The 14,256-nt window shown below is 45.4% G+C and carries 12 protein-coding genes; 4 read left to right on the top strand and 8 right to left on the bottom strand.

The features are described 5' to 3' along the window. Nucleotides 1-2 precede the first annotated feature (2 nt). Both lgt and hprK read right to left on the bottom strand, forming a co-directional pair. Nucleotides 3-815 carry a prolipoprotein diacylglyceryl transferase gene (lgt, locus tag QWY16_RS06005; RefSeq protein ID WP_300992030.1) on the bottom strand — a complete coding sequence of 271 codons (813 nt, stop codon included), beginning with the start codon at nt 813-815 and terminating at the stop codon, nt 3-5. A 21-nt stretch (nt 816-836) separates the two neighbouring features. Then, a complete protein-coding gene (gene hprK / locus QWY16_RS06000; RefSeq protein WP_300992029.1) occupies nt 837-1,763 on the bottom strand; it encodes an HPr(Ser) kinase/phosphatase in 927 nt (308 codons plus the stop codon). Between the two features lie 169 nt (nt 1,764-1,932). Between hprK and QWY16_RS05995 the strand changes: the two genes are divergently transcribed. The 3 genes from QWY16_RS05995 (at nt 1,933) to QWY16_RS05985 (ending at nt 5,033) form a co-directional block, all read left to right on the top strand. Then, nucleotides 1,933-2,472 carry an N-acetylmuramoyl-L-alanine amidase family protein gene (locus QWY16_RS05995; protein WP_300992028.1) on the top strand — a complete coding sequence of 180 codons (540 nt, stop codon included), beginning with the start codon at nt 1,933-1,935 and terminating at the stop codon, nt 2,470-2,472. Between the two features lie 153 nt (nt 2,473-2,625). Then, a complete protein-coding gene (locus tag QWY16_RS05990; protein WP_300992027.1) occupies nt 2,626-4,578 on the top strand; it encodes a GTP-binding protein in 1,953 nt (650 codons plus the stop codon). Nucleotides 4,579-4,604: 26 nt separating this feature from the next. Continuing rightward, nucleotides 4,605-5,033 carry a DUF1801 domain-containing protein gene (locus tag QWY16_RS05985; RefSeq protein ID WP_300992026.1) on the top strand — a complete coding sequence of 143 codons (429 nt, stop codon included), beginning with the start codon at nt 4,605-4,607 and terminating at the stop codon, nt 5,031-5,033. Nucleotides 5,034-5,072: 39 nt separating this feature from the next. Here QWY16_RS05985 and QWY16_RS05980 read toward each other — a convergent pair whose 3' ends face one another. The 5 genes from QWY16_RS05980 to QWY16_RS05960 all read right to left on the bottom strand — a co-directional run bounded on the left by QWY16_RS05980 (nt 5,073) and on the right by QWY16_RS05960 (nt 12,981). Continuing rightward, complete coding sequence (locus tag QWY16_RS05980) at nt 5,073-6,314, bottom strand: M20/M25/M40 family metallo-hydrolase (RefSeq protein WP_300992025.1); 1,242 nt, start codon at nt 6,312-6,314, stop codon at nt 5,073-5,075. 135 nt (nt 6,315-6,449) lie between these two features. Then, nucleotides 6,450-7,625, bottom strand: coding sequence for a DUF4097 family beta strand repeat-containing protein (locus QWY16_RS05975; RefSeq protein WP_300992024.1), 1,176 nt, complete (start codon nt 7,623-7,625; stop codon nt 6,450-6,452). A gap of 101 nt (nt 7,626-7,726) precedes the next feature. Then, the gene (uvrA, locus tag QWY16_RS05970; RefSeq protein ID WP_300992023.1) at nt 7,727-10,609 is read right to left on the bottom strand and encodes an excinuclease ABC subunit UvrA; all 2,883 of its coding nucleotides are present in this window, start codon (nt 10,607-10,609) and stop codon (nt 7,727-7,729) included. Between the two features lie 6 nt (nt 10,610-10,615). After that, nucleotides 10,616-12,598: an excinuclease ABC subunit UvrB gene (gene uvrB, locus QWY16_RS05965; RefSeq protein WP_300992022.1), complete on the bottom strand. Its 1,983-nt coding sequence runs from the start codon at nt 12,596-12,598 to the stop codon at nt 10,616-10,618. A 143-nt stretch (nt 12,599-12,741) separates the two neighbouring features. Beyond that, entirely contained in the window at nt 12,742-12,981 is a 240-nt protein-coding gene (locus QWY16_RS05960; RefSeq protein WP_300992020.1) for an IDEAL domain-containing protein, read from the bottom strand. A 174-nt stretch (nt 12,982-13,155) separates the two neighbouring features. Here QWY16_RS05960 and QWY16_RS05955 point away from each other — a divergent pair, with 174 nt between their 5' ends. Next, a complete protein-coding gene (locus QWY16_RS05955; RefSeq protein WP_300992018.1) occupies nt 13,156-13,710 on the top strand; it encodes a competence protein ComK in 555 nt (184 codons plus the stop codon). A gap of 128 nt (nt 13,711-13,838) precedes the next feature. On the opposite strand, the gene QWY16_RS05950 is transcribed toward QWY16_RS05955, so the two are convergent. Next, nucleotides 13,839-14,204 carry a YhjD family protein gene (locus tag QWY16_RS05950; RefSeq protein WP_300992017.1) on the bottom strand — a complete coding sequence of 122 codons (366 nt, stop codon included), beginning with the start codon at nt 14,202-14,204 and terminating at the stop codon, nt 13,839-13,841. Nucleotides 14,205-14,256 lie beyond the last annotated feature (52 nt).

Raw genomic sequence — 14,256 nt, 5'->3', positions numbered from 1 at the left:
TTCTACTTATCCAAGTAATGCGGTGGATTTTTTAGTTTCACTCGGCGGTAAACAACGAAAACAACTGAAATGATGATGGCTATTACGGATACCAATTGGGCAGCTCGCAGTTCCCCAATCACATAGAGGCTGTCCGTCCGCATCCCTTCTATAAAGAAGCGGCCGACAGAATACCAGATGACGTAGAAAAAGAACATTTCGCCGCGCACCAGATTAACCCGGCGCAGCAGCAGCAAAATAATGATGCCGACAAAACTCCATAACGACTCATATAAAAACGTCGGGTGATAATAAGCTCCATCTATGTACATTTGATTGATGATCCAATCGGGAATGAATAGATTTTCCAAAAATGCACGGCTTACTTCCCCGCCATGCGCTTCCTGGTTGATAAAATTCCCCCAGCGGCCAATGGCCTGGCCGATTAAAATGCTGGGAGCAAGAATATCCGCCACTTTCAGGAATGACGTATTGCGGCGCTTGGTAAAAATATACGCCACAATTACTGAAGCGATAAGCGCTCCGTGAATGGCAATTCCGCCATTCCAAATGGCAATGATTTCTCCAGGATTGTCTTTATAATGATCCCATTGGAAAATCACATAATAAATGCGGGCCCCCACAATAGCCAGCGGCACCGCCCAAATCAGCAGATCCGTCAGGAAATCGGGATGAAGGCCCCGTTTGACCATTTCACGCTGGCCAACCAAAAATGCGATGATGATGCCGGTAGCAATAATGACGCCATACCAGCGGACATCGATTGGCCCGAGCGAGAAAGCGATCGGATCTATTGCAGCTAAAATCGAATACATGCCATGCACCTTCCCATTCCCTTAGTTTGTATCTTGAGCAATAACTTCATCCAGCCGTTTTGAAAACTCTTCTGCTGCATTGACGCCCATGCGTTTCAAGCGATAATTCATGGCAGCTACTTCTATGATAACGGCTAAGTTTCGCCCTGGGCGAACAGGAATTGTCAGCTTCGTTAAATCCGTATCGATGATCCGCATCTTCTCTTCTTCCAAGCCAAGGCGATCATACGTTTTGTCCTGATCCCATAATTCCAGATCAATGACCAGTGAAATGCGTTTGAATGTCCGGACAGCACTTGCACCAAATAATGTCATGATATCGATGATGCCAACCCCTCTGATTTCAAGCAGATGCTCTATCAGTTTCGGAGGATGGCCGACTAACGTATTCTCGCCTTCCTGATGAATTTCTACGCAGTCATCCGCAACGAGGCGATGCCCTTTTTTCACAAGCTCGAGCGCAGTTTCACTTTTCCCCACGCCGCTCTTGCCCGTAATCAAAACACCGACTCCATAAATATCAACCAACACTCCATGGACCGCAGTCGTAGGCGCCAGCTGGCTTTCTAAATAATTTGTCAGCAAACTGGAGAAACGGGTGGTCGGCATTTTCGTGCGGAATACTGGCACGTGCTTTAGGTTCGATGCATCCACTAGCTCCGGCGGTACTTCCATTTCATGGGCTACAATAATAGCCGGTGTGTCGTCGGTGCAGAGTTTCAACATCCGCTCTGTCCGCTCCCTTTCTTCCAACAGCGCAAAAAAAGACAGCTCCGTTTTGCCAAGCATTTGAATCCGGTTCGCTGGATAATGTGTGAAATATCCTGCCATCTCAAGTCCAGGCCGCGAAATATCACTGATTGGAATATGCCGTCCCAGTCCGTCCTCGCCGCTGATTAATTTCAGATCAAAAGTGTCCATTACCTGTTTTACTGTTACCTGTCCCATCTTTACCCTCATTCCTTTTACACTCAAAACGCAAAGAACTTTGTTTGAAGTTCTTTCAGCATTCTGACGGTTTGCTCCTATTTTAACACGGAAAACTTTAATTTGAAGATTTTCGTGTCTCCTTTCTGCAAGCTTCCATCTATATGGACAGTAAAGGAGGAATTTGACAATGAAAATAATGATAGATGCAGGCCATGGGCCTAATACTCCGGGCAAGCGCTCCCCCGACGGACGCCTCCGGGAATTCCACTTTAATGCGGCAGTCGCAGATGAAGTCAAGAAGCGGCTCATATTAGACGGCCATTCCGTCTTTTTCAGCCATCAACCCGATCAGGACGTTCCTCTCCATGAACGAACGGCGCTTGCTAACCGGTTAAAAGCAGATTTATTCGTCTCCATTCACGCAAACGCTTTTGGCTCTGTTTTTAATGACACCCAAGGAATTGAAACGTTCATCTATACCAAATCAAGTGCAGATAGTATAAAATTTGCCGGTTCGATTCAACAGGCATTGATTTTGTCAACGCACCGGAAAAATCGCAGCGTCAAAAAAGCCGATTTTGCTGTACTCCGTGATACCGGAATGCCGGCTGTTCTAATCGAATGCGGCTTTATGACAAACCGTGAAGAAACCGAATTATTAAAACTGGATGCTTACCGGAAACGCTGTGCCAGCGCTATCGCATTTGGCATCGGTTGTGCCATTTAACATCCGTGCCCCTTGAAAGCTGAATTTGCTTTCAAGGGGCTTTTTATTTTGCCGTGCTTTAACAGTCCGACTGGTTCATCTGACAATCAGCGGGGATAAAGCCTCCAGTTCTGCTACACTTATTGCATAGTGAACAAAATGAAGAGGTGGACTATGAACAAAACAATTGGCATTCTTGCACATGTTGATGCAGGAAAAACGACGTTTTCTGAACAATTGCTGTATCATGCCAAAAGCATTCGGCAGCGCGGGCGTGTTGACCATCAAGACGCTTTTCTCGATAGCCATGAAATTGAAAAAAACAGAGGCATCACCATTTTTGCGGATCAAGCGATGTTTTCCTACAACGATTCTACTTATTACTTGATCGACACACCGGGACATGTCGATTTCTCAGCAGAAATGGAACGCGCCATTCAGGTTTTGGATATTGCCATCATCATCGTCAGTGCCGTTGATGGCGTTGAAGGACATACGGAAACTGTTTGGCAGCTCCTGAAGAAATACCGGGTACCGACTTTCTTCTTTATCAATAAAACCGATCGGGAAGGCGCAGAGGTGAATCGGGTTTTAACAGAGATCCGCAGCAGCCTTACGCCGGATGTTTTTGATGTGACTGCTTCTTTTCATAACGGTGAAATGGACGATGAACTGATTGAGTTTCTGGCTGAACGCAATGAAACGCTTCTCGAATACTATCTAAATTCCGGGTATGATCCCGAGCTTTGGCTGCAAACTTTAAGGACCATGATCCGGAATCAGCAGTTTTTCGCTGCTGCCGGCGGTTCAGCATTGAAAGATACTGGAGTTATTGAGTTCTTCGATCAAATTGACCAACTGACGGCAACTGCGTATTCAGATGAAGAAGAATTTGCTGCTCAAGTGTATAAAATCCGCCATGAAGCGAACGGAAACCGCCTTACTTTTATCAAAGTGCTGAGTGGCTGTCTGCGGGTACGGGACGAAGTCGCTTATGGGGCTGCCGAAAACCGGCTTCAGGAAAAAGCGACTCAGCTCCGCACATACAACGGCCATAAATTCCAACCGGTAGAGCAAGCGAGAGCCGGCGAACTGGTCGCTGTTGCCGGACTTTCAGAAACTCGCATCGGAGACGGTTTGGGGAAATTGGCTGCGCGGGCATCTTTTGGCATGGTGCCGGCATTAAAATCAAAAGTATTAGTTGATCCTGCCGCCAATATCAAGGAAGTATTGAAAGGCTTTATGCTGCTCAATGCTGAAGATCCTTCACTGCGTGTAATATGGGATGAGCATTTCCAGGAGATCCATATCCATGTCATGGGCGTGATCCAGCTTGAAATCCTTGAGCAAATCGTCAAAGAGCGGTTCGGCTTTCAAGTTTCATTCGGAGATCCTGAAATTCTTTATAAGGAAACAATTGAGCAGCCAGTTATGGGCTACGGCCATTTTGAACCGCTCCGCCATTATGCAGAAGTCCATCTCAAGGTTGAACCGGCACCTCGCGGAAGCGGCATTACATTGGCCAACATTTGCCATGCCGATGCTTTATCTATCGGCAACCAGAACTTAGTGCTCCATCATTTAAATGAACGGGACCATCATGGTCTGCTCACCGGCTCAGCATTAACTGATGTCAAAATCACTTTATTGACCGGCCGTGGCCATAACCAGCATACTGCCGGCGGCGATTTCCGCGAAGCCGCTTACCGGGCACTTCGCCAAGGACTTGAAAAAGCCCATAACCGCTTGCTGGAACCTGTCTATCATTTCAAGATCAAAGTGGAAATGGACCATATGGGGAAAGTTTTATCTGATATCCAGCAATCCCATGGCAGTTTTAATGCCCCTGAATTATTAGACGGCAAAGCTTTTATCGAAGGGAGGGTGCCAGTTGTCACTTTTATGAACTACAGCACTGAATTCGCTTCTTTCACCCACGGAAAAGGGGCGCTTACGCTGCTGCCCGGCGGCTATGATTTTTGCCATAACGAAGAAGAAATTATCGCAAAACAAGGTTACAATAAAGATGCGGACCCGGAATACACATCAACCTCTATCTTTTGTGCCAAAGGACAAGGCTATAAAGTTCCTTGGGACGAAGCAGAAGCCGCTATGCACTGCCTTTAAAATTTATTGGAAAAGAGGAAATCCGTATGTATGAAGCAAAGATGAAAGAAACAGATTCAGATGTCATCCGATTCATCGAAGAGACGGTGGCAAATCCAAAGAAAAAACAAGATGCTTACCGGTTGCTTGAGATTTTTCAAGAAACCAGCGGATACCCGCCGAAAATGTGGGGGCCGAGCATCATCGGATTCGGGTCGTATCATTATGTTTACGCTTCCGGCCATTCAGGCGATGCACCGCTTGTTGGCTTTTCTCCACGGAAAGCGAAAATCAGTTTGTATATTGCATCTGGTGATCCGGACTATGAACAGCGGCTTGCTAAACTGGGCAAACATACCAGCGGAAAATCCTGCGTCTACATCAACAAACTTGAAGACATTGATACCGCAGTCTTAAAAGAATTGATTGTCCAATCCATGGATTTTACTCAAAAACTATATGCAGAATACAATTGAAAAAGCCAGAAAAGCGGTTATCTGCTTTTCTGGCTTTTGCTATTCTATTAATAAAGACTCGCAAATATCTTTTACTCCGGCCATCCCTAAAATCGCCATAAAACTTTTTTGGATGCCCAAATGGCCGTTTTTAGGATTGTGCCATTCTTCCAGTGTATGGGCCCCGCCAAAGTCACCGCCGAGCCCAATCGTAATCGAAGGAATCCCCAGGCTCATCGGATAATTTGAATCTGTACTGCTCGGTTCTCCCAGCCTCGGCTGCCCACCGATCGATTTGACGGCGGCACAGGCAATTTGGACAATTGGCGCTTCTGGCGATTGGCTGGCCGGTGCCCGGTTGCCGAACCGGGCCACTTCCACTTTTAAGCGGTCATCGCCCCAGCGGCGGTTTTCATCTTCAGCCGCTTTTTGGACAATTTCCAAAAAGCGGCTTTCCAGTGTTCCGAGTTCTTGTTCATCATTGGATCGCAAATCAACAGCCATGCTTGCTTCTTGGGCAATCGCGTTAACCGAAGTGCCTCCTGATACTTGGCCAACTGAAAACGTCGTTTTCGGCCGGGAAGGCGTCTCAAGATCCGCAATTGCTGCAATCGCCCGGCCAAGCGCATGCGTCGCACTTGGTGTCCCGAATGCCCCAAAGCTATGGCCGCCCGGACCTTTATATGTAATGGTATAGCGAAAACTTCCTGTTGCAAGGTAAGTGATATGGTTGAATCCTTCACCGTCTATCGATACAAAAGCATCAATGTCAGAACGCGCAGCAAAAAACGCTTTGACTCCTCGCAAGTCCCCGGCTCCCTCTTCGCCGACAGTTCCACCGAATAGGAGATCTCCGCTGGTTTTTATCCCTGCTTCCTTCATCGCCCGCACGACCGCCAGCAATTCTGCCAGTCCCCGTGTATCGTCGCCAATTCCCGGTGCGTAAAGAATGCCGTCTTTCTGGTGCACAGTTGTATCCGTGCCTTCCGGAAACACCGTATCCAGATGGGCTGAAACAAAAATCTTTGGTCCATCTCCACTTCCTCTGCGCATTCCAAAAACATTGCCTTCTGCATCCATTTGAACTTCTTCAAGTCCAAGCGCCTGCAGCCGGTGCATAAAGTTTTCAGCCCGCTGCTGTTCTTTAAAAGGCGGTGCTGGAATTTCCGTTAAGGCAATCTGGTCTGCAATGGTTTGATGGTGATCTTGCTCAATGAACGATAACCCCTTTTTTACCGCTTCATCTTCTTTCAACTGATCAAAAACTTCTGTTATCCGGGTTGAAATGGTCGTTTCTGCCACGTACTCTCCTCCTTATCATTTTTAGTTCTTGTTCAATTTTGAAGTTGCTACCTTATTTAAACAGTACCGCATATGTCATTAGAGCTCAAGAAATGGAAAAAAGCCGGCATGCTATATGCCGGCTTTTTCTATAATTTATTCTACTGTCAAATAACGCACAAGTACAGAACCGGTTTTGGTTTCTCCATAGACCAAAAGAGGCGCTGCCACAGCTTCTCCGCTTTCTTTTGAAAAACGGATGGACTTTTGCATAAATTGTCCTTGTTCATGGGTATGTTCAACATCTGAAAGCAAGACATCCATTTTGCCAAGGTTGGAAGAAACTTCCCCTCTTAAAGGCAAGTGGGAAGGAATATAAATTTCTACATTTCCTGCCAGTGTTTTCGCTTCCACTTTGCGGGCTTCTTTGCATCTCGATGTCACTACGACATTGCCATTCAACGATTTTGCTTCTGTTGTCTGGATGTCACCATCAATATAAATGCGGCCGTTCAAAGTTTCTGTCTCCATTACTTTCCCTTGGACATCCTGCACTTGGATTGCACCATTTGCTGTTTCTAGTTCAGCATCATCAAAATCGACATTTTTCAATTCGATTTTGCCGTTTGCAGTTTTCACTTTAATCAAAGCTGCATCGATGCGCTTCATTGAAAAACCACCGTTGAATAAACGGGCAGCAATGTGGGTATACTTTTTGGCTGGTACATACAGCACCACATTTACTTGCGTTGTTTTCATATCACTGATGATGCGGAGTTTCTGATCATCTGCAATGAAAACAAATTTATCAAGAAAATCTTCTTTTGCCTGCTCTTCCGATTCTGCCCGATAAGCTTTTACGCTGCACTCAGCACGGATTGTATCATCTTGCGACGGGAAGATTTCCAGCTGGCCATTCGCAATATCGGTGATGATATTGTTGACATCAATATTTTCCTGTTTAAAGGTATGGCTGAACTGTATCGCATCCCCGAATGGAGAATCGAATTCCATCGTTTTCAATTTCCCGACTGAACTTTGCATAAACTGCATCATGCGGTCGCTCAATTGGTTAAAGTCTTTGGAAAGGTTTTTCGAGAAATCTTTCGAGAAATCACGCGAAAAATCTTTAGAGAATTTTTTCACCATGTCTTCCGGACGGAACAAGCCCCGTCTGCCGCGCTTTTCCCGATAATCATTGCGGCCGTAATCACGCGAGGACTGTTCCCGTTCTCCACCGCCGTCTATTGCTCTCAATAGCTCTACTGCTTCTCTTGCCGTAATGGTGCCTTTTTCCACCATATCCAATATGCGTTCTTTTTCACTTTGCATGTATTGCGGCCTCCTCTTTGTCGGTTTGATGAAAAGCGGAAGCTAGACAAAAACCGAACTTGATAGTCTCTTAATTGATACGTTTCGAATCAAAAAAAGTTTCACTTCGCTACTTTTTTCTTGCGCGTTGCTTTTTTAACTAAGGTTTCCATACGGGCGCGATCACGTTCCAGAATCGGTCCCAGATATTTCCCGGTATAAGAATCCTGGGAGGCTGCTATATCTTCCGGTGTTCCGGTTGCAATAATTATCCCGCCTTTGTCTCCGCCTTCCGGCCCAAGATCGATAATATAATCAGCAGTTTTAATGACATCCAGATTATGCTCGATGGTCAAAACCGTATCGCCATTATCAACCAAACGCTGCAGCACAAGAAGCAAGCGTGAAATGTCATCCGCATGGAGACCAGTTGTCGGCTCATCCAATATATAGAAAGATTTGCCGTTGGAACGTTTATGAAGTTCAGAAGCGAGTTTCACCCGTTGCGCTTCTCCTCCCGACAAAGTAGTTGCCGGTTGCCCTAGCGTAACATAGCCTAAACCGACATCGACAATCGTTTTCAATTTACGATAAATTTTCGGATGGTTCTCAAAGAATTGTGTAGCTGTTTCAACGGTCATTTCCAATACATCGGCAATGCTCTTGTCTTTATACTTCACTTCCAGCGTTTCCCGATTGTAGCGTTTGCCATGGCAAACTTCGCATGGAACATAAACATCCGGCAGGAAATGCATTTCTATTTTTATAATACCATCTCCGCGGCAAGCTTCACAGCGTCCACCCTTAACGTTAAAACTGAAACGCCCTTTTTTATAGCCTCGCACTTTCGCTTCATTTGTTGAGGCGTAGACATCGCGGATATCGTCGAATACCCCGGTATAAGTGGCAGGATTGGACCGTGGCGTACGGCCGATTGGTGATTGGTCAATATCAATCACTTTTTCAAGTTCATCGATGCCTTCCAAGGACTCATGTTTGCCCGGTTTTGTTCGAGCCCGGTTCAATCTGCTCGCCAGTGATTTGTACAAGATCTCATTGACCAATGTACTTTTTCCTGATCCAGAGACACCCGTGACGGCAACGAATAAGCCCAGCGGAATATCAACATCCACTTTTTTTAAGTTATTTTCGTTTGCTCCACGAATGGATATCGCCCGGCCGTCGGATTCTCTGCGCTCTGCAGGCAGCGGAATAAATTTCGTTCCATTCAAATACTGGCCAGTCAATGATTTTTTATTCTTCATCACTTTTTCAGGTGTACCAGCGGCGATGATTTCGCCTCCGTGTACTCCTGCTCCAGGCCCGATATCAATCAAATAGTCTGCCGCGAGCATCGTATCTTCATCATGCTCTACGACGATTAATGTATTGCCAAGATCACGCATTTCTTTTAATGCGCCAATCAAGCGGTCATTATCTCTTTGGTGAAGGCCGATTGAAGGTTCATCCAAGATATAGAGCACTCCTGTCAGCCTTGAACCGATTTGCGTCGCAAGCCGGATGCGCTGGGCTTCTCCGCCCGACAACGTGCCGGATGCCCGATTCAAAGTCAAATAATCGAGGCCGACATTAATCAAGAAGCTAACCCGTTCACGGATTTCACGGACAATCGCACTGGCAATCTGCGCGTCTTTTTCCGATAAAACCAGGTTTGCAAAAAATTCGTCCGCTTCCACGATGGAAAACTCGGAAACTGCACCAATATGCAATTTATTCACTTTCACTGCGAGGGTTTCGGGTTTTAAGCGGTAGCCTTGGCAAGCCGGACATGGTTGCTCGCCCATGTATTTTTCCATTTGTTCCCTTGTCCAATCTGAAGATGTTTCACGGAAACGGCGGTCTACATTGGTTACGACACCCTCAAAATGAATATGGTTATCACGGATTTGCCCGTAATCATTTTCATAACGGAAACGGATTTTATCATGGCCGGAACCATACAGCAAAATCTGGACATGCTCTTCCGGCAATTCGCTGACTGGAACCGTCATATCAATCTTATAATGTTTGCAGACAGCTTTGAGCATTTGAGGATAATACTGTGAGCTCGTCGGCTTCCACGGAGCTATCGCGTCATTTTCCAACGATAAGTTCCAATCCGGAATAACCAGTTCCGGATCTACTTCCAGTTTATGTCCAATTCCGTCGCATTCTGCGCAAGCACCGAACGGTGAGTTGAACGAAAACATCCGCGGTTCCAGTTCGCCGATGGAAAATCCACAAATCGGACAAGCATGGTGTTCACTAAACAGCAATTCTTCCTGTTCCATGACATCTACCAGAACCCGGCCATCCGCAATTCGCAGCGCGGATTCCAGAGAATCGCTCAGCCGCGGCGCAATGCCTTCTTTCATGATGATCCGGTCGATGACCACTTCAATGGAGTGTTTTTTGTTTTTATCCAAATCGATATTGTCATCAAGATCTATTAAATCGCCATTGACACGGACGCGGACATAACCTTGCTTTTTGATGTCCTCCAGTAATTTGACATGCGTCCCTTTTCTGCCTGCCACTACCGGTGCTAAAATCTGCATTTTTGTCCGTTCAGGATACTCCAGCAAGCGGTCCACCATTTGCTCAATCGTCTGGGAAGAAATTTCAATACCATGATTGGGGCAGACCGGTTTACCGATACGCGCATACATCAGCCGCATATAATCATAAATTTCTGTTACCGTTGCTACAGTAGAACGGGGGTTTTTGCTCGTTGTTTTTTGATCGATCGATATTGCCGGCGATAATCCTTCAATCAAGTCGACATCCGGTTTGTCCATTTGCCCAAGAAATTGGCGGGCATAAGAAGACAGCGATTCGACGTACCGACGCTGTCCTTCTGCATAAATCGTATCAAATGCCAAAGAAGATTTGCCTGACCCGGAAAGACCTGTCATTACCACCAGCTGATCCCGTGGAATGACGACATCGATATTTTTCAAATTATGTGCACGCGCACCTTGTATACGTATTTCCTGGTTTTTCAAGTTTTATCACCCTTCCGCTTTCAATTCGAGCACAGTGTCTCGAAGTTCGGCTGCCCGTTCGAAATCGAGCGCTTTTGCCGCTTCTTTCATTTCTTTTTCCAGCAGCGTAATCAGTTTCATGCGGTCTTCTTTTTTGAGTTTTTTGCCTGCTGCCGCTTTTGAAACATATTCTTCTGTCTCTTCAGCTGCTGTAGTAGCCCGAATAACATCCCTGATTTTCTTTTGTATGGTAATCGGTGTAATGCCGTGTTTTTCATTGTATTCGGCCTGTATGGTACGCCGGCGAGTCGTTTCATCAATCGCTTTCCGCATTGAATCGGTCATTTTATCCGCATACATAATGACATGGCCATTGGAGTTTCGCGCAGCGCGCCCCATCGTCTGAATAAGTGAACGCTCTGAGCGCAAGAAGCCTTCTTTGTCTGCGTCGAGTATGGTCACCAAGGAGACTTCCGGAATATCGAGTCCTTCCCGAAGCAAGTTAATGCCGACAAGAACGTCATAAACACCCATCCGCAATTCCCGGATGATTTCAATCCGTTCTAACGTCTTAATCTCCGAATGCAGGTAATTGACTTTTATGCCTGCTTCTTTTAAATACGCCGTCAAATCTTCGGACATTTTTTTTGTCAATGTCGTTACAAGCACCCGTTCATTGCGCTCGGTGCGCTGCCGGATTTCATCCATCAAGTCATCAATCTGCCCTTCTATCGGACGCACTTCAATGGTCGGGTCCAATAGTCCTGTCGGCCGAATGATTTGTTCCACCATTTCCGGTGTATGTTCAAGCTCATAAGGGCCTGGCGTCGCTGATACGAAAACAGCCTGGTGGATATGCTTTTCGAATTCATCAAATGTCAGCGGCCGGTTGTCCATAGCCGAAGGCAAACGGAATCCGTGATCCACCAATACTTTTTTGCGTGCCTGGTCCCCATTGAACATGCCGCGGACTTGCGGCAAGGTTACATGGCTTTCATCCACTACCAGCAGGAAATCATCCGGAAAATAATCAATGAGCGTATAAGGCTGAGCACCTGGAGGCCGCAGCGTCAAATGGCGGGAGTAGTTTTCAATGCCTGAACAAAAGCCCATTTCGCGCATCATTTCCAAGTCATAGCGTGTGCGCTGTTCGAGGCGCTGGGCTTCGAGCAACTTATCTTCTGCCCGCATTTCCTTTAATCGCTCTTCCAGTTCCGCTTCGATGTTCTCAATGGCTTTGACCATTTTTTCTTCCCGCGTAACAAAGTGGGATGCCGGGAAAATGGCAACATGTTCCCGCTCGCCGATGATTTCACCCGTCAAAGCATCCACTTCACGGATCCGGTCAATTTCATCTCCAAAAAACTCAACACGCAAACAGCGTTCATCGCGGGATGCCGGAAAGATTTCCACTACATCTCCCCGTACCCGGAAAGTTCCACGGATAAAGTTGATGTCGTTGCGTTCATATTGAACGTCGACTAATTTTCGTAAAAGCTGATTGCGCTCGATTTCCATTCCTTTTCTAAGGGATACTACAAGTTCACGGTATTCCTTTGGCGAACCGAGGCCATATATGCACGATACCGAAGCTATGACGATGACATCATCCCGTTCGAACAGCGAACTTGTCGCCGAGTGCCGCAATTTATCGATTTCATCATTGATGCTGGCATCTTTTTCTATATAAGTATCGGATTGCGGCACATAGGCTTCCGGTTGATAGTAATCATAATAGCTAACGAAGTATTCAACCGCATTATCCGGAAAAAATTCCTTGAATTCACTGTAAAGCTGTCCTGCTAAGGTTTTGTTATGGGCCATGACCAATGTAGGTTTTTTCACTTGCTGAATCACATTTGACATGGTGTAGGTCTTCCCAGTGCCTGTTGCTCCAAGCAAAGTCTGGCAGCGCTTGCCGTTTATGATTCCTTGAGTCAACTCCGCAATTGCTTGAGGCTGATCACCTGCAGGTTCATAAGGGGCCTGGAGTTTGAATTCCTGTTTCATAATTGATGTCCTCCTGTTTGTTTCACTCTCTCTATTTTATCATATGCCCTAAAATTCCCCTAACAAAAAGCGAACGTATGTTTTTTTGCTTGTCTTTTTTTAGACAAAATAAAAAAACCGCTCACTGAGGAGCGGTTTTTTCGTTATTCTTCATCGCATTTTAAAGCCTGCAATTGGGCTGAATAGTTGGCGAATGCTTCACGGTCATTAGTGTCCAGGGCTTGGTCGATAAGCGTCATGAGCTGTTCTTCTTGCTGAGAGCGGTGTACATGCTTCAAAAACAAATCCAAATAGATATCATTGAGCAGTTTTTCCGCTTCTGTAATTTTCTTTGTTTGAGCCATCGCTTTCATGAAGTCAGCATAAGAATAATAGTTTTCCATTCTTCATCACCCCGAATGCTTTTCATTAGTATACATTAAAAGTCTATCAATAATCAAATGTTTTTTGAAAATTCTAATGAAATAGAAAAGATTTTATTTTTAGACTAAGCCATTGCTAATCTTCCATTTGTTGTTACAATATTTATGTATAGTAAATTTAGGGGGTATAAGTTAATGGGCAATAAGAATCATAATCCCTCTTCATATACGGTGTGCAGCAATACATATGCACTTTTGCCGTATATAGACGGACATCGAACGTGGACACGTGTAATTGAAGATCGAAGTGAATTCATTGTGGAAGAATCGGTTTATAAAATTGTAAGTTCTTCTTGTACTTTCTACAGAGGATCGATGGAAAGCGCCACTCTTTATTCTCAAAAAGCAGTTCGCGTCAAACATAAGCCCCCCATTATCATCGGTGAGTATTACGGCAATCCGCTTCTGTTCTTTCCTACTCACTCTCCGAAAAACAAAGAATCGGTTTGGTTCAACTTTGATGCTGTCGAGCTAGTCGAAAGCGATGATACAGGAAAAGGCAGCATAATTTCCTTAAGCAATGGTGTAGCTGTCCCACTTGATGTGTCTCCTGTCGCGTTAAGAAACCAGCATTCTTTTGCAGGTTCTCTGCGCAGGTTTTTTAAAAATGCCCAGCAAGTCCATCAGCATCAAATGGTATATTTGACGAAACGCAGATATCCCCCCAGAAGACAACATCCTCTTGATTGAGTTTTCCGATTGAAATAACAAAGAGACAGACTGAAACTGCTGCAGCCTTTTAAGCATCACGCTCTTGTATGTATAGCTCTGCCTCTTTGTAATCTGCCCACTGCCAAGACCTCCATTATAAAAACACCTTAAATTTCCTGGTAAGACATCGCTAAATAAACACGCAGCAATTCCTCTACCCGGTTGCGCAAACGCACATTCAAATAGCGCCGGTGGTCTTCATACCCCCCATGGTAAAATACGTATTCGGTGAATGTATCATCTCCAGTGCCTTTTATCATCTTCATATGGTGCTTGCGCATATGGATTTTTGTTTCCTGCAGTTCTTTATGAACCTGCTTGATGGCGCCATCCACTAATTCAATATACGGCCTCTTTAGTTTAAAAGATCCTTTTTCGAATAACATACGGTCACGTTCCAAGATGATTAAAACCATCGGCAAATAAATGGCTTTTTCAAAATGGGCAATTTCCTCTTGTGAGATCAACGGCATTTTTACACCTCCTCAAAAGGGAACGTTTGTTCTCTTTATTAATTCTACTCCG

The sequence above is a fragment of the Planococcus shenhongbingii genome (genome assembly GCF_030413635.1).
In the GTDB taxonomy this organism is placed as follows: domain Bacteria; phylum Bacillota; class Bacilli; order Bacillales_A; family Planococcaceae; genus Planococcus; species Planococcus shenhongbingii.
The sequence above is the reverse complement of the archived record's forward strand: the minus strand, read 5'-3'. Positions and strand labels throughout refer to the sequence as shown.